General features: G+C 66.4%; 16 protein-coding genes. 12 read left to right on the top strand and 4 right to left on the bottom strand.

Annotated features, from left to right (window positions below; all coding sequences use genetic code 11):
• The first annotated feature begins 145 nt into the window (after window positions 1-145).
• From cbiE to cobM, 4 genes are read left to right on the top strand one after another with little or no spacing between them, the layout of a single operon-like run.
• Complete coding sequence (cbiE, locus tag F3J20_RS02675; protein WP_167281754.1) at window positions 146-1384, top strand: precorrin-6y C5,15-methyltransferase (decarboxylating) subunit CbiE; 1239 nt, start codon at window positions 146-148, stop codon at window positions 1382-1384.
• Window positions 1384-2586 carry a cobalt-precorrin-5B (C(1))-methyltransferase gene (locus F3J20_RS02670; protein ID WP_167041780.1) on the top strand — a complete coding sequence of 401 codons (1203 nt, stop codon included), beginning with the start codon at window positions 1384-1386 and terminating at the stop codon, window positions 2584-2586. Before cbiE ends, F3J20_RS02670 begins: the two co-directional genes overlap by 1 nt.
• Complete coding sequence (locus F3J20_RS02665; RefSeq protein ID WP_167281752.1) at window positions 2583-3326, top strand: cobalt-precorrin-6A reductase; 744 nt, start codon at window positions 2583-2585, stop codon at window positions 3324-3326. Before F3J20_RS02670 ends, F3J20_RS02665 begins: the two co-directional genes overlap by 4 nt.
• A gap of 19 nt (window positions 3327-3345) precedes the next feature.
• Window positions 3346-4074 (top strand): precorrin-4 C(11)-methyltransferase, encoded by a 729-nt coding sequence (gene cobM / locus F3J20_RS02660; RefSeq protein ID WP_167281751.1) that lies wholly within the window; start codon window positions 3346-3348, stop codon window positions 4072-4074.
• A gap of 119 nt (window positions 4075-4193) precedes the next feature.
• On the opposite strand, the gene F3J20_RS02655 is transcribed toward cobM, so the two are convergent.
• Window positions 4194-5795: a rhomboid family intramembrane serine protease gene (locus tag F3J20_RS02655; protein WP_167281749.1), complete on the bottom strand. Its 1602-nt coding sequence runs from the start codon at window positions 5793-5795 to the stop codon at window positions 4194-4196.
• Window positions 5796-5890: 95 nt separating this feature from the next.
• Window positions 5891-7384 carry an MDR family MFS transporter gene (locus tag F3J20_RS02650; RefSeq protein ID WP_167041791.1) on the bottom strand — a complete coding sequence of 498 codons (1494 nt, stop codon included), beginning with the start codon at window positions 7382-7384 and terminating at the stop codon, window positions 5891-5893.
• A gap of 279 nt (window positions 7385-7663) precedes the next feature.
• Between F3J20_RS02650 and F3J20_RS02645 the strand changes: the two genes are divergently transcribed.
• The 3 genes from F3J20_RS02645 to F3J20_RS02635 all read left to right on the top strand — a co-directional run bounded on the left by F3J20_RS02645 (window position 7664) and on the right by F3J20_RS02635 (window position 10105).
• A complete protein-coding gene (locus F3J20_RS02645; protein WP_167281847.1) occupies window positions 7664-7924 on the top strand; it encodes a DUF1488 domain-containing protein in 261 nt (86 codons plus the stop codon).
• Window positions 7925-8060: 136 nt separating this feature from the next.
• Window positions 8061-8696 carry a carbonic anhydrase gene (locus tag F3J20_RS02640; protein WP_167041794.1) on the top strand — a complete coding sequence of 212 codons (636 nt, stop codon included), beginning with the start codon at window positions 8061-8063 and terminating at the stop codon, window positions 8694-8696.
• Between the two features lie 494 nt (window positions 8697-9190).
• The gene (locus F3J20_RS02635) at window positions 9191-10105 is read left to right on the top strand and encodes a DUF4148 domain-containing protein (RefSeq protein WP_167281748.1); all 915 of its coding nucleotides are present in this window, start codon (window positions 9191-9193) and stop codon (window positions 10103-10105) included.
• 5 nt (window positions 10106-10110) lie between these two features.
• On the opposite strand, the gene surE is transcribed toward F3J20_RS02635, so the two are convergent.
• On the bottom strand, window positions 10111-10890 hold the full coding sequence (gene surE, locus F3J20_RS02630) for a 5'/3'-nucleotidase SurE (protein ID WP_167281746.1): 780 nt from the start codon (window positions 10888-10890) through the stop codon (window positions 10111-10113).
• A gap of 177 nt (window positions 10891-11067) precedes the next feature.
• Between surE and F3J20_RS02625 the strand changes: the two genes are divergently transcribed.
• From F3J20_RS02625 to F3J20_RS02605, 5 genes are all read left to right on the top strand, one after another.
• Complete coding sequence (locus tag F3J20_RS02625; protein ID WP_167281745.1) at window positions 11068-11403, top strand: metalloregulator ArsR/SmtB family transcription factor; 336 nt, start codon at window positions 11068-11070, stop codon at window positions 11401-11403.
• Complete coding sequence (locus F3J20_RS02620; RefSeq protein WP_167041807.1) at window positions 11400-11873, top strand: SRPBCC domain-containing protein; 474 nt, start codon at window positions 11400-11402, stop codon at window positions 11871-11873. The genes F3J20_RS02625 and F3J20_RS02620 overlap by 4 nt, the downstream gene beginning before the upstream one ends.
• Before the next feature lie 55 nt (window positions 11874-11928).
• A complete protein-coding gene (locus F3J20_RS02615; protein ID WP_167041810.1) occupies window positions 11929-12567 on the top strand; it encodes a glutathione S-transferase family protein in 639 nt (212 codons plus the stop codon).
• Between the two features lie 192 nt (window positions 12568-12759).
• On the top strand, window positions 12760-13704 hold the full coding sequence (locus tag F3J20_RS02610; protein WP_167281743.1) for a metallophosphoesterase: 945 nt from the start codon (window positions 12760-12762) through the stop codon (window positions 13702-13704).
• A gap of 143 nt (window positions 13705-13847) precedes the next feature.
• Window positions 13848-14126, top strand: a complete 279-nt coding sequence (locus F3J20_RS02605) for a plastocyanin/azurin family copper-binding protein (protein WP_240162685.1) — start codon at window positions 13848-13850, stop codon at window positions 14124-14126.
• Between the two features lie 24 nt (window positions 14127-14150).
• Here the strand turns inward: F3J20_RS02605 and F3J20_RS02600 are convergent, their stop codons facing one another.
• Entirely contained in the window at window positions 14151-15218 is a 1068-nt protein-coding gene (locus F3J20_RS02600; RefSeq protein ID WP_167281740.1) for an FUSC family protein, read from the bottom strand.
• Window positions 15219-15222 lie beyond the last annotated feature (4 nt).

The following is a 15222-nucleotide window of genomic DNA, read 5'->3' as shown; positions in this document are numbered from 1 at the left end:
GCCTCGGCGCGCTTTCGAAGGCTTCGCCGGCCGCGCTGCCGGACGGCTTTCGTAGGCGTTTCGGGCATGCTTTGAGCCTGTTTTTGAGCCTGTTCCAAGCGCCTTTTCAACCGCTTTTCCAACGACAAACGATGAGGATGGATGCATGCCGGCATGGCTGACCGTGGTGGGCATTGGCGACGACGGCTTCGCCGGATTGGGACGGCCCGCGCGGCGTGCTTTGCTTGGCGCCTCGGTGGTGTATGGCGGCGAGCGGCATCTCGCGATGCTGCCGGCGCGGCTTGCCGCGCGCCGCGCCGCATGGCCGCGTCCGTTCGATCTCGCGCCGCTGCTCGCCGAGCGTCCGCACGCGGTGTGCGTGCTGGCGAGCGGCGACCCGATGCTGTTCGGCGTCGGCGCGACGCTCGCGCGGCAGTTGCCGGCCGGCGAGTTGCGCGTGCTGCCCGCGCCGTCGTCGTTGTCGCTCGCGGCCGCGCGGCTCGGCTGGCCGTTACAGGACGTCGCGACGGTGTCGCTGGTGGGCCGGCCGCTCGCGGCGCTGAACGCGCATCTGCATGACCGTGCGCGCCTCTTCGTGCTGAGCGCCGATGGAGGCACGCCTGCGGCGCTCGCGGCCGCGCTCGTCGCGCGCGGCTTCGGCGCGACGCGCATGAGCGTGCTCGAACATCTCGGCGGCGAGCGGGAACGGCGCATCGAGGGCCGCGCCGATCAATGGCCGGCCGGCGAGATGGCCGCGCTCAATCTGATCGCGCTCGACTGCCGCGCGTCCGCGCATGCGCCGCGTCTGCCACTGAGCGGCGGCCTGCCCGACGACGCATTCATTCACGACGGCCAGTTGACCAAGCGCGATATCCGCGCGATCACGCTCGCGCGCCTCGCGCCGGCGCCCGGCGAATTGCTGTGGGACGTCGGCGCGGGCAGCGGCTCGATCGGCATCGAGTGGATGCGCGCGCATCCGGCCTGCCGCGCGATTGCGATCGAAGCGCACGAGATGCGCCAGGGCTTTATCGAGCGGAATCGCGATGCGCTCGGCGTGCCGGCGCTGCAACTCGTGGCCGGCCGCGCGCCCGCCGCGTTGCAGGGGCTGCCCGCGCCGCATGCGGTGTTTATCGGCGGCGGCGTGAGCGAGCCCGGTGTGCTCGACACCTGCTGGGCGAGTCTGCGCAACGGCGGCCGGCTCGTCGCCAATGCGGTCACGCTGCAAGGCGAGGCGGCGCTCGTCGCATGGCGCGAGCAGCATGGCGGCACGCTCACGCGTATCGCGCTCGCGCAGGCGCAACCGCTCGGCGGTTTCGACACGTGGCGCCAGGCGTTGCCGATCACGCTGCTCGAAGCGACGAAGCCGGCCGATGCGTCGCCGGATAACCGGTCGGCCGATTCGTGATGCGCGACGAGACTCCCGAACAGCCGGCGCCGCTGCGCAGCGGCTACACGACCGGTAGCTGCGCGACGGCGACCTCGCTCGCGGCGGCGCGGCTGCTGCTCGCGGGCGTGGTCAGCGAGGTCGCCGAGATCGTGCTGCCGAAGGGCCAGCATGTACCGATGCGGCTCGTGTTTTGCCGGTTCGTGGCGCGGGGCGATGAGGGCGGGACGCAGGACAGCGGGTTAACGGGCACGCATGGCAACGAACATGACAATGAACAAGCGGGTGTGCAAATAAACCCGCAAGCAAGCCCGCACAGCGGACGGATCGCCGAAGCCGGCACGATCAAGGACGCCGGCGACGATCCCGACGTGACCCACGGCGCGGTCGTCTTCGCGCGCGTGCGCCTCGTGCCCGAGCCCGGCGTGATTTTTCGCGCGGGGCCCGGCGTCGGCACGGTCACGCGCGCGGGGCTCACGCTGCCGGTCGGCGAACCGGCGATCAACCCGGTGCCACGCCAGATGATGACGCGGCATCTGAGCGAACTCGCCGCGCAGCACGCGTACCGCGGCGGCTTCGAGGTGACGGTCGGCGTCGAGGGCGGCGAAGAACTGGCGCTGAAAACGATGAACCCGCGCCTCGGCATTCTCGGCGGGTTGTCGATTCTCGGCACGACCGGCATCGTGCGGCCGTTTTCGTGCTCGGCGTATATCGCGTCGATCCATCAGGGCATCGACGTCGCGCGCGCGAACGGCTACACGCATCTCGCCGCCTGCACCGGCAACGCGAGCGAGGACGCGATGCGCGCGCACTACGGCCTGCCCGATATCGCGCTGATCGAAATGGGCGATTTCGTGGGCGCGGTGCTAAAGCATATGAAGCGCGCGCCGGTCGAGCGGCTCAGCATCTGCGGCGGCTTCGGCAAGCTCAGCAAGCTCGCGGCGGGCCATCTCGATCTGCATAGCCGCAATTCGAGCATCGACCTCGAACAGCTTGCGGCATGGGCCGCCGCGCATGGCGCCGACGCCGCGCTGCAAGCCGCGATGCGCGCGGCCAACACGAGCCAGCAGGCGCTCGCGCTAGCGCATGCGCAGCAGGTGCCGCTCGGCGATATCGTCTGCGCGCGCGCGTTGGCCGTCGCGCGTGAGATCGTGCCGCCGCAGGTCGGCGTCGAGACGTTTGCGATCGATCGCCAGGGCAAGCTGGTCGGAGCCGCGCGATGATGCGGGTTCTGCTGCTCGGCGGCACCGGCGACGCGCTGAAGATCGTGCGCCGGCTCGGCCCCACGCACGTGTACAGTCTCGCGGGTCTCGGCAAGGTGCCCGACGATTTGCAGTGCGCGGTGCGCGTCGGCGGTTTCGGCGGTGCCGACGGCCTCACGCGTTACCTCGAAAGCGAACGGATCGGGCTCGTGATCGACGCGACCCATCCGTACGCGGCGCAAATCAGCGCCAACGCGGCGCAGGCGAGCCGCGCGGCGCACGTGCCGTGCTGGGCACTGCGCCGTCCGGCGTGGCAGCCGCAAGCCGGCGACGACTGGCGCATGGTCGGCGACTGGCACGAACTGACGGCGGCGCTCGCGCCGTTCAGGCGGCCGCTCTTCACGCTCGGGCGCGAACCGCTCGCGCATCTCGACGAAATCCCGCCGCATCAGTTCTGGACCGTGCGCGTGCTCGACCCGCACCCGGACACGGCGCGCTCGCGCACGCTCGCGGCGCGCGGGCCGTTCACGCTCGATGGCGAGCGCGCGCTGTTCGCGCTGCAGGCATTCGACGTGGTCGTCAGCAAGAACAGCGGCGGTGGCGCGACCGAGGCGAAGCTCGAAGTCGCGCGCGAACGCGGCCTGCCGGTCGTGATGCTGCGGCGTCCGCCACTGCCGCCGGCCGAGCGCGAGTTTGCCGCCGTTGCCGATCTGCTTGACGCATTGCGTACGGTTGGCGCGGTCGGCGCAACAGCTCATTGAATAACGTTTGGAGTCTTGAATGACGGTGTTTTTTATCGGCGCGGGTCCGGGCGACCCGGAGCTGATTACGGTGAAAGGGCAGCGGCTCGTGCGTGCCTGCCCGGTGATTCTCTACGCGGGTTCGCTCGTGCCGGCCGCGGTACTCGAAGGACATCGCGCCGAGCAGGTGGTCAACACCGCGGACCTCGATCTCGACCAGATCGTCGCGCTGCTCGCAGCCGCGCATGCGAAGGGGCAAGACGTCGCGCGCGTGCATTCGGGCGATCCGTCGCTATACGGCGCGATCGGCGAGCAGATTCGCCGTCTGCGCGAACTCGGCATTCCGTACGAGATCGTGCCCGGCGTGACCGCGACGGCCGCCTGCGCGGCCGCGCTCGGCTGCGAACTGACGCTGCCCGATGTTTCGCAGACGCTGATCCTCACACGTTATGCGAGCAAGACGGCGATGCCCGAGGGCGAACAGCTCGCCGATCTCGCCCGGCATCGCGCGACGCTGGCGATTCACCTCGGCGTGCGGCATCTCGCGCGCATCGTCGACGAGTTGCGGCCGCATTACGGCGGCGCCTGTCCGATCGCGGTGATCTATCGCGCCAGCTGGCCCGACGAGGAGAAGATCACCGGCACGCTCGACGATATCGTCGGCAAGGTGGCAGGGACGTCGATCGAACGGACCGCGCTGATTCTGGTCGGCGAGGTGCTGGCCGCCGAGGGCTTCGCGGAGTCGACGTTGTACGCGAAGGGCGCTTGAGCGTGGCGGGCGGCAGGGGGCATGTCGCGTGTGCGTGCAGGGTAGGCGCTAGGTCTGCCTGCATGGGGCCGCTGTTCTCAACGCGTCATCAGCGCTTCGTCAACGCCTCAGCAGCGCCTTCACGGGCGCTCCTGCCTCTCCTTGCGCTCGGCGCCAGGCGGGCGCACCACGCGCCCATGCGAAAGCTTCGTGACCAGATCGATCTGGTCGCGCGCATCCTTGGCGAGCGCGCGGATCGGAGCCTGCGTGGCGTCGTCGGTCTCCTGCGGATGCGTCAGCAGCACCGCTTCACGGTGGAAGATCTGCCGGTTGTCGTCGAGATAGCGCAGTAGCGCCGTGCGCATCGCGGTGCGCGGCGACCGGGGCGGCAGCTTCGCGTGGTCGATCGCCGTGTAGAGGGCGTCCCACTCCGGCAGGATATCGGTGATGAGCCGGTTCGAGGCCACGTCCCGTTCGACCTGCGACGCCATGCGCATGTGCCGCCATGCGTCGAGGTCCGCGAGCGCTTTCAGTTGGGCTGGATGCATGTCGAACAGCACTTTCTCGAACTGCGCATCTTCGAGTCTCGCCGCGCTCATGTGCGTAAGCGGATAGGCGAACGCACCGAGCGCGGCGCCCCCCACCAGCGTCGACGCCAGCAGGCTCGTGCGCGAGCGGCGCTCACGCGCGACGGGTTCGAGCGGCCGCGCAAGCAGCGCGCCGATCAGCATGCCGCCGATCAGGCCGCCGACGTGCGCGGCATTGTCGACGCCGCGATGCACCAGACCGCTATAGAGATTGAAGAGAATGAACACCCACATCGCGCTGCGATTGCGCTCCGCGAGCGTCTTCGGCAACTCCTTGCGATAGCGCAGCACGTAGACCAGCAGCGCGCCGGCCACGCCGAAGATCGCGCCGGACGCCCCCACGGTGCTGAGCGCGGGATGCACGAAGATGCTGAACATGCTGGCGCTGAGCCCGGCGAACAGATAGAGCGCGAGAAAACGCGCGTTGCCGTACAAACGTTCGGTCAGCCGGCCGAGCGCATAGAGCACGAGCATGTTCGACACGAGGTGAGCGAGGCCCGCATGGACGAACAGGGCACTCACCAGACGCCACGGCTCGCCGCTGAGCGTATCGGGCGCGAAGTTCGCGCCCCAGTCGAGCAGTGTGCTCGGATGGGGCTTGAACGGGTCGGCTCCGGCGGCGTACATCGCCATGAAAACGACGAGGTTCAGCACGATCAGCGCGTAGGTGACCCACAGGTGCGGCGTCAGCGCGGCAAGCCGGTAGTTGATCGTGTTGAGCGCGCGCCGCTCGGCCGCGAAGGCGGGCGTCATCTGCGCGGGCAGCAGGCCGACGATCTGCTGCACGTCTTCGAGGCTGCCGGTGGTCAGCGCGACGCGTCGCACGTCGCGCGAGCCCGCGCGCAGATCGAAGCACAACTGCCGCCCGTCGAACTCGATGTCGTAGATTTCGTCGCGGTGAAAGTCGTACTGTTGACGGCCGCTCGCTCGACGCAGCACGACGCGCTCCTGGCGGATCGATAGTTCGCCTTTGATGCGTAATGCATGGCGCAAGGCGGACAACGGATTCCAGCGCAGATGCCAGCTTTTTGGCCGGACTGAATAGCGCAGCTTGAAAGTCGCTGCGCTGTCCCAATCCGCGAAAACGGAAAACGCGGCAGGGGGCATGCCCGAAGCGTGGCCCGACGCTCCAGGATGGGGTTCGACACGATCCATGTGATCGCCTTCTCTCGATGTTTTTCTTGGTATGCCTTTGAGGCGTTGCGCCATTCTGAGTTGGGCGCGTTTTTATTTCAAGTGAGAGAAAGCGCTCAGTCTTCCATCGGCGACAGGACTTCGACCGGCACCGGCTTGTCTCCGCTGAGCCGGATCGTCGGCACGAGCGAGAACAGCGAGACGACGCACAGCCCGATCACGAAGATCGACACGAACGTCAGGTGCAGCGACTGATGCAGCACGAGGCGGATCAGGTCGCTGTCGCCGAGATCGGCCGCGCGGTTCTGCAGCAGTGCCTTCAGCTGGTCCGACGTCACCGTGGCGACGCCTTTCGAATGACTGAGCCCGAAGTTCAGCACCGCGCCGAACAGCGTCGCGCCGAGCGTGCTGCCGAGATTGCGCGAGAACAGATTCGACGCGGTCGCGCTGCCGCGCTCCTCGGGCTTGACGATCTCCTGGATCAGCATGAGCGAACTGACGCTCGACGTGCCCATGCCGAAGCCCATGATGAGCGACGCGACGCCGGCGATGACCGGCGAGGCGCCTGGCGACAGGAACAGCAGCAGTACCGCGCCGAGCGGCACGAACGAACTGCCGCCGATCAGCATGCGCCGCAGCCCGAGCCGGTGGAACGACTTCGCCGCGAAGGTCGCGCCACTCGGCCAGCCGACCATCATCATCGTGAGCGCGAGGCCGGCCACGACCGGCGAGCGGTGCAGCACGCCCTGCACGTACATCGGCAGGAAGGTGGTCGCGCCCATCAGGATCATGCCGGCCAGCACCGTCGCGCTGTTGCAGGCGGCGATCGGCCGGCGGCTCCAGAGCGCGAACGAGATCATCGGCTCGGCCGCGCGGCGCTCCTGCAGCACGAAGCCGACCACGCACACCACGAACACGCCGCCCGCCCAGCCGGCCTGCGTGAGGGCGTTGTCGCCGGCGTAGGTGAGCGCCATCATCAAGGCGGCGATCGCGGCCATGAAGAGTGCGGCGCCGCCGAAGTCGATCGACGGCCGCGCGTGCCGTTCCGATTCGCGCAGGAACGCGATGAAGCCGGCCGCCGCCGCGAGGCCGATCGGCAGGTTGATCCAGAAGATCCACGCCCACGACAGGTTGTGAATGATGAAGCCGCCGACCATCGGGCCGAGCACCGCCGAGATCGCCCATACGCTGGCGAGATAGCCCTGCACCTTGCCGCGTTCGCGCGCCGGGTAGAGGTCGGCGACGACGGTCAGCGCGACCGGCTGGATCGCGCCCGCGCCGACGCCCTGGAGCAGGCGGAACGCGATCATCGAGGGCATCGACCAGGCGAAGCCGGAAAGCGTCGAGCCGACGAGAAAGATCGCGATGCCCGTGAGGAGCACGGGCTTGCGTCCGTAGAGGTCGGCGAGCTTGCCGAAGATCACGGTCATCGCGGTCTGCGTGAGCAGGAACGACGAGAACACCCAGCTATACAGATGCAGATCGCCGAGTTGCGAGACGATCTGCGGCATGGCGGTGGAGACGATGGTCGCCTCGATGGCGACCATCGCCATCGAGGCCATCACGGCGATGATGACGAGATGGCGTGCGGATTGAGGGCTGCGGGACATGAAGGCGTAGTATCGATGTGTGGAGCGCGTCGGGCGGCTCGCCGGGGGCGAGGCGCGACGCATCGGCGCGGCCGCGCAAGGCGGCCGCTGTGGAGTATGCACCTTACGGCGCATGCGTGCCCGGATTCCTCGTGCAGGCAAGCCCGGCCGCGGGTCCGCTCCGTTCGGGCGAGCGGGCGGGAAAAAGCGGGTCAGCGGGTAAGCGGGTCAGGCCGGCCCTGCCGCTTTGGCACGGGCGTTGCGCATTCAACATTCCCTTTCGACACATGGAGGACCATGATGAGGATCGAATTCACTGGACGTCGGGAAGTGATAGCCGCCGCGCGCGTTGCCTTCGAGGCCAAGGTGGACGGCACGGGCGTATGGTGCAGCGTATCGCTGGACGCGCTGAACAGCCACTTCGGCAACGGCGGCCCATCGGCCCACGATCTGGTGGGGACCTTCGAGGCGAACCGCGCACGCATTGAAAATGCCACACGGCGCGTGCTCGAGAAAAATGGCGGGCAGTCGGTGGAGCTCGAGGGCAGCGATTTCAGTTGAGGTGCGCGGGGACTCCCGGGTTCGAATCCGTCGCTCGCGCAACGCCGATTAGCACGGCGGTTCGCGCGAGCGGCGGGAGGCTCCTGTATAGTCGCGGCAGTCAGCAAACAGTCTCTTCGAAACTCTGGAGAATATCTTGCAGGAAATCATCGAAGGTTTGATCCGCTTTCAACGCGAGATCTTTCCGCAACAGAGCGCGCTGTACAAGCGTTTGTCGACGGCACAGAATCCCAGCACGCTGTTCGTGACCTGTTCGGATAGCCGCGTGGTGCCGGAGTTGCTCACGCAAACCGAGCCGGGTTCGCTCTTCGTGATCCGCAACGCGGGCAACATCGTGCCGTCGTACGGCCCGGAGCCGGGCGGCGTGTCGGCCACCGTCGAATATGCGGTGGCCGTGCTCGGCGTGACCGACATCGTGATCTGCGGCCATTCGAACTGCGGCGCGATGACGGCGATCTCGACCTGCACGAACCTCGAACACATGCCGGCGGTCGCGAGCTGGCTGCGTCACGCGGATGCGGCCAAGGCCATCAACGCATCGCGTCACTACTGCTCGGATGCCGAGCGTCTCGAAGCGCTCGTCAAGGACAACGTGATCGCGCAGCTTGGCAATATCCGCACGCATCCGCCGGTAGCGGTCGGGCTCGTCAATAAAACGCTGCGGCTGCATGGCTGGATCTTCAATATCGAAAGCGGCGAGATGCTCGCGCTCGATGGCAAGACCGGCGAATTTTTACCGCTTGCGGAGAATCCGGAAATCTATGCCGTTTAATGCGGCTTTGGGAATCGGGCATATCTAGCGCGTATTCAGGCGGCATTAACGCAAAGGCCGCAGGCCCGAAAAAAGCCATAACGCAGCAGACGTAAAAAGCGCGGCGCACTGAGGTTCAGTGCGCCGCGTTTGCTTTTCATCGTTGTGCATCGTGTATCAGGACAACACACATTCGAATTGCCGCCGGTTTATCCATTGAGCGCTCGCCCGATTCGGACACACGCTCTGCCTGATCCGCCGATTCATCGCACGCCCTGCGCGCAATGAGAACCGACTGCCTATGCTGCGTTCTCATTCATCTGTGCATTGAGCGGCCGCATGGCGGTCGCGATGGCGGTGATGGCGGCATCCATCGGATCGATCGCTGCCCACTTCCGGTTGAATCCCGGGGCGCCCGTACGCATCGACGCGCGTTTGCGCGCGTGTGCGTATCGCGCTCGCCCCGGCACGTCGATCTGCTGGAAGGGGAATCCGTCTTGTATCGCGAACCGAGAATGGCAGTGCTGACGGGGCTCGTCGTCGGCGTGGTGGCGATCGGCCTGTATGTGCTGCAGTTCGAAAACAACTGGCTGCCGAACGACGAACTGGTGCTCAGGAGCGACGGCGAGCGCAGCGAACTCACGGGCCCAACGGTGGCGATGGGGCGTGTCGAGCGGAGTGGCGACAATGCGCTGACGAACCCATGGGCGGCGCACAATAACTCGCGTCGCAGCGATGCGACCAGGGCAAGAGCGACGGCGCCAGCGCGAGCGGACACGCCGCCGGACGCGACGTTTGCATCGACGGAGCCGCGCAACGATCCGCCGCTCAGCGTGCCGCAAGCACCGCCGCGGCAACAACGGCCATTGCAGGCGAACAACATGCGACAGCCTGCGCTCAGATCCGCTCGCCCCTCATCGCACGAGGCGGCAAAAAACAGCCATCCGCACGAGTCGCACGCGTCGCGCGAGCGCCGGCTTGCACGTCGCGAGCCGGCCAGAAAGGCGCCAGGCGTGGCCAGGCCGACGCGACTCGCGGCAAACGCCGCGACGACTTCACGCGGCCATCATGCACGGCCTGCCGGCACGCGAAGCAAACCGTCGGTGCCCGTGCACGAGCGGTCCACAACGAGGGCCGTGAAAAAAACATCGCCAACAACTTCCGCGCGGCCGCATCGACGGCTTGCGCCAGCTAGCGGGCCCACAGCGTCGATATCCGGCACCGCACCGGCCGCGCCAGCCGCGAGCAACGGCCCGGCACCGTCCGCCGACGCCTCGCCGCAAGCCAGCGACGACGGCCGCAAAACACGCGCCCAGGTCCTGGCCGAACTCGTCCGGGCGCGCGAGGACGGCAGCCTGCCGGCCTTCGGCAATCCGAGTCCGGTCGGACCCGGCGGCACGCCGTCTTCCGCCGTCGCGCGGCGGCCCTGAACCACTCAGCGCAGCGATGCCGCGAGCCGCGCGAACGTGGTGTCGTCGGTGCGATCGAAGGCGAGCGGCGTGACCGACACGCGGCCCGCCGCGACCACCGCCGTTTCGCTGTCGGCATCGTTCGCGCGCGTGCCGCGCTGAAAGCGCAGCCAGTGATACGCCATGCCGCGCGGGTCGACCTGCGGCAGCACGTCGATGTCTTCGACGAGGCCGACGCCTTGCCGCGTCGGCGTGAGCGGGCCGGCGTCGGCCGCATCGACGTCGGGGAAGTTGATGTTCAGGCAGGTCGGCGCCGCCTGCTCGATCGCGAGCAACTGGCGGATCACGCCGGGCGCGAGCGTGCGTGCCGTGTCCCAGCGCACGAGCTCGCGATCTCGAAAAGCCTGGCTCAGCGCGAACGAAGGCAGCCCGAGCAGCAGGCCGGTCATCGCCGCACCGACCGTGCCCGAGAACATCGTCTCGACACCGAGATTGGCGCCGCGATTGACGCCCGACAGCACGAGCGTGGGCGGCGCCTCGCGCATCAGATGACGCACGCCCATCACGACGCAGTCGCCGGGCGTGCCGGTCACGCCGAAGCGGCGCTCGCCCTGGCGGCTCACGCGCAGCGGCGAATGCAGGCTGATCGAATGCGAGGTGCCGCTCTGATCGTGCTCGGGCGCGACCACCCAGACTTCGTGCGCGAGTTCGGCGGCCACGGCTTCGAGCACGGCGAGGCCGGGCGCGTCGATGCCGTCGTCGTTGGTCAGCAGCACACGCGGCACTTTGGATTCGTCAGCGGACATCGCATCAATCTCCTCTCGATCGGTGGGTGAACCGGCCCGGATTCGCGGCGGATTCATGCGGGCAGGGACGTTCATTATCCGGCCTTCGCCCGGCGAACGATCCCGGCACTTCGCGACATTTCGCGACATTTCGATAAAAACCTTGACGCCGTTCGCCTGGCGCCTATAGTTCACCACATGGTGAAGTATCCATCCAGCCAACTCGATCGTACGTTTGCCGCGCTCGTCGACCCGACGCGGCGGGCCATCCTCGTGCGTCTCGAACGCGAGCCCGGCCTGTCGGTCACGGAGATCGCGCGTCCGCTGCCGCTGAAGCTGCCGGCCGTGATGAAGCATCTCGACGTGCTCGGCGAGGCCGGTCTGATTTCTCGCACGAAGCGCGGACGAACCGTGTCGGTCGAACTCGTTGCCGGTCCGATGGAAGAGGCCATGGCGTGGCTTCGGCGCTATGAGCGTTTCTGGTCCGCGAGTCTCGACCGGCTGGCCGATTTTGTCGAAGGGGAATCCGAATGACCACGCAGCCCACGCAGAAGCCGAGCCTCACGATCGTGCGGCGCCTGAAGGTTCCGCCCGCGAAGGTGTACGCGGCATGGACGCGTCCCGAACTAATGGCGCGCTGGTGGGGACCGGATGGCGGCCCGGTGCTGAGCGCCGAAGCCGATCCGCGCGTGGGCGGGCGCTTTCGCGTCGTGTTCCAGACGCTGGATGGCGAAACGCACGATTGCAGCGGGGAATATCGCGAGGTCGAGCCCGATCGCAAGCTGGTCTTTACGTGGCAGTGGGTCACGATGCCCGAGCGGCGCTCGCTCGTGACGATCGTGCTGCGCGCGATCGACGAGGGCACGGAACTCCACTTCACGCATGCGCAGTTCTTCGACGAAGCCGCGCGCGACGATCACCGGACCGGCTGGAGCGGTTCGTTCGACAAGCTCGAACGCTTCCTGGAGGCACAGGCTGGCGAAGCTCGCTGCAGCGGAACATGAATGCGTGTACGGTAACGCCACTTCGACATCTTCTTAACTCAACCCGAGACCGGATATGAAGCTTTACTACGCTGAAACTCCCGCTCCGCGCAAAGTCTGCGCTGTGGCACGCTACCTCGATTTGCCGATTGACTACGTGTTCGTCGACTTGCTCAAAGGCGAGCAAACGAAGCCGGAGTATCTCGCGATCAATCCGAACGGCAAGGTGCCGGTGCTCGTCGAAGGCGAACGCAAGCTCTGGGAAGCCGACGCGATCGCCTGCTATTTCGCGCAACGCACGGACTCGGGGCTCTGGCCGCGAGACCCGCAGCAGCAGATCGAGGTCGTGCGCTGGATGAGCTGGAATAGCCAGCATCTGTTTCGTCAGGCGGGCGCGCTTTACTACGAATACCTGGTCAAGGCGTGGGTCGGCATCGGCGCACCCGATGAAGCGAAAGTCGCCGAGGCGCAGGGCTTGTTCCGCAAGAACGCCGCCGTGCTCGAGCAACACCTGAAGGGCCGCAAGTGGCTGCTCGGCAATGACCTGTCGGTCGCGGATTTTCTGGTTGGCGCGATGTTGCCGTATGCGCCGAGGGCGGCGATACCGCTCAATGAATTCTCCGAAGTACAGCGCTGGCACGATCAGCTGAACGCTTTCGACGCGTGGCGCAAGCCGTTTCCCGAACGCGCCGGACAGGCCGCCTGGCAAGCGTGAGTCGCGCTTGCGCGCTTCATGATTGCACGCTTCACACGCGGCGGCGGAAGTCGCCGCCATCGACACGACGACATTGAGCACGGCCGGCGGGAATAAAACCCACGCAGCGCCAGTCATGCCTCACGAACCGGGCCGCAGTGGCCGCGGGACACTCCCGCAGCTTCTGCGGCGAATCTTCTTCGTGAGGTCATCATGTCGTCACATCATCCGTTCGATCCGGCGCGTCGCGGCGCGCTCAAATGTCTTGCATTCGGTGGACTCGGCAGCGTGTTCATGCTGTCGGGCGGCGTGCTCGCGCCGGTCGAACTCGCGCTCGCCGCCGATGCAAAAACCGCGTCGGCATCGACGGGCGTGCCGCTTTTCCTGCAGATCAGCGACACGCATATCGGCTTCAACAAGGAAGCGAATCCCGACGTTGCCGGCACGCTGAAACAGACGATCGACTTCGTCAACGCGATGCCGTCCAGACCGCCGCTCGCAATCCACACGGGCGACATCACGCATCTGTCCAAGGCGTCCGAATTCGATCTCGCGGCGCAACTGCTGGCGGACCTGAAAATCACCGAACTGCACACGGTGCCCGGCGAGCACGACGTGACCGATGGCCCCGGCACCGAATACTTCAACCGCTTCGGCAAGGCCTCCGATAACCGCGGCTATTACAGCTTCGATCATCAGGGCGTGCATTTCGTCGGCCTCGTCAACGTGATGCATTTCAAGCCGAACGGCCTAGGCGGTCTCGGCGACGAACAGCTCGCGTGGCTCGAAAACGATCTGAAGGGACGCTCGTCGAGCACGCCGGTCGTCGTGTTCGCGCATATGCCGATGTGGACGATCTACGAACCGTGGGGCTGGGGCACCGGCGACGCGGGGCAGGCCATGAGCTACCTGAAGCGCTTCGGTTCGGTGACGGTGCTCAACGGCCATATCCATCAGATCGTGTCGAAGGTCGAGGGCAACGTCACGTTCCATACCGCGCGCTCGACTGCCTATCCGCAGCCGACCGCCGGCCATGGCGACGGCCCGGGGCCGCTGAAAGTCGCGAGCGATCAGTTGCCGAAGATGCTCGGCGTGACGAGCGTCAGCATCGCGCGGCATCCGCTCAAAGCGACGCTCAACGACGCGACGCTGGCATGAACGGCACGGCGAAGCCCGCATTTTTTCGCGCCCTGAGGAGATCGATCATGCAAACCCGTATCGTGGTCCGTGTATTTTTCAACCTGCTCGGCAGCGTTCTGATTCTCGCGATGTCGGCGGGATCGGGCGAGGCGCAAACGCCGATGCAGGGGCACATGCAGACGCAGACGCAAAGCCCCAATGCCGCCGTCATCAGGAACTTCATGTTCATGCCGATGGCAATGACCGTCAAAGCCGGCTCGACGGTGACGTGGAAGAACCTCGACGGCGAGCCGCACACGGTCGTCAACGATGCCGGCATGTTCCGCTCGGCCGCGCTCGATCAGAACGACACGTATCAGTTCAGGTTCGATAAACCCGGTATCTACAAGATATTTTGCGGCATCCATCCGAACATGAAGCAGACGATCACGGTGCAGTAAGCCGCATGGCGAACTGTATGCCACTCATGCGGTGTGCAGCTCGCTCAGGCGGCACAGCAGAATTCCGTAGCCGGTCAGATGCCCGAGATACACGCTCGTAAACACGCTGGACGCGGGCAGGTCCTCGCTCAATTGACGCAGGTCTTCCATGTGCAGCGGCGGCGCGGCGAGCGGCGCACGTTCGACGCGCAGGTCCGCCGCCTCGGCCAGTTGCCGGTGCACGGCGACGAGCTGGCCGAGGCGCGCGAGAAACGCCTCGCGCCATGCCGCATCGAGCGCGGCGAACGGGGCATGGAACGTGTCCATGGTCTCGAGAAAATTGACGAGCGTATCGAAGGTCTCCTGATAGCACGCGAATACCGGCAGCCGCACCTTGTTGCGCTTCAGATGCGGCGACACCCAGGCCTGTTCGAGATCGGTTTTCAGCAACTGATGCGCCTGCTTGAGGTTCGTGCTCAGCGCGCGCAGCTTCGCCGCGGCCGGCTTGATCTGAGATTTTTCGAGCGTGCCGGCCGCGAGCTGCTCGACGATGCCGGTCGCCTGCTCGTTGCCGTCGTTGACGAGCGTATTCGCCCAGTAGCCGTGATCGGGCGGAAACGCGATCTGCTGGATGATGAAGCCGAGGAACATGCCGAGCACGACGCCGATCAGGCGCTGTTCGAGCAGCGGAATATGTTCGCCGGTATAGAGCACGAGCGTGATCGGCACCGTGATGCTGGTCATCTGGAACAGCGACGGCCGCAGCGCCACGATGCCGAAGATCACGACCGGCAGCAGCGCCGCGCCGAGCCATAGATGTGGCGCGGTGAGCCAGATCAGCAGCGTGCCGATCGGCATCGCCACCACGTTGGAAAACACGCGCTTGTAGAAATAGCTTCGGGCAGCCGAAATCGAGCTGCCGAGCGCCAGCGTCAGCATCGTCGAACCGGCGAGCGGCACGGCCGCATCGGGATAGCCGAGCAGATAGGGGATGCCGAAGCCGATCCACAGCCCGAGCGTGAGCTTCGCGTACTTGGCGGTTTCGGACAGCGAAAAGCGCGCGAAGGCGCGGCGAAAAGGCGTCAGAGGTTTGTGCTGATACACGTTGGACATGATT

Origin of the sequence: Paraburkholderia sp. Cy-641 (assembly GCF_011752945.1) — a bacterium.
GTDB lineage: Bacteria > Pseudomonadota > Gammaproteobacteria > Burkholderiales > Burkholderiaceae > Paraburkholderia.
The sequence above is the reverse complement of the archived record's forward strand: the minus strand, read 5'-3'. Positions and strand labels throughout refer to the sequence as shown.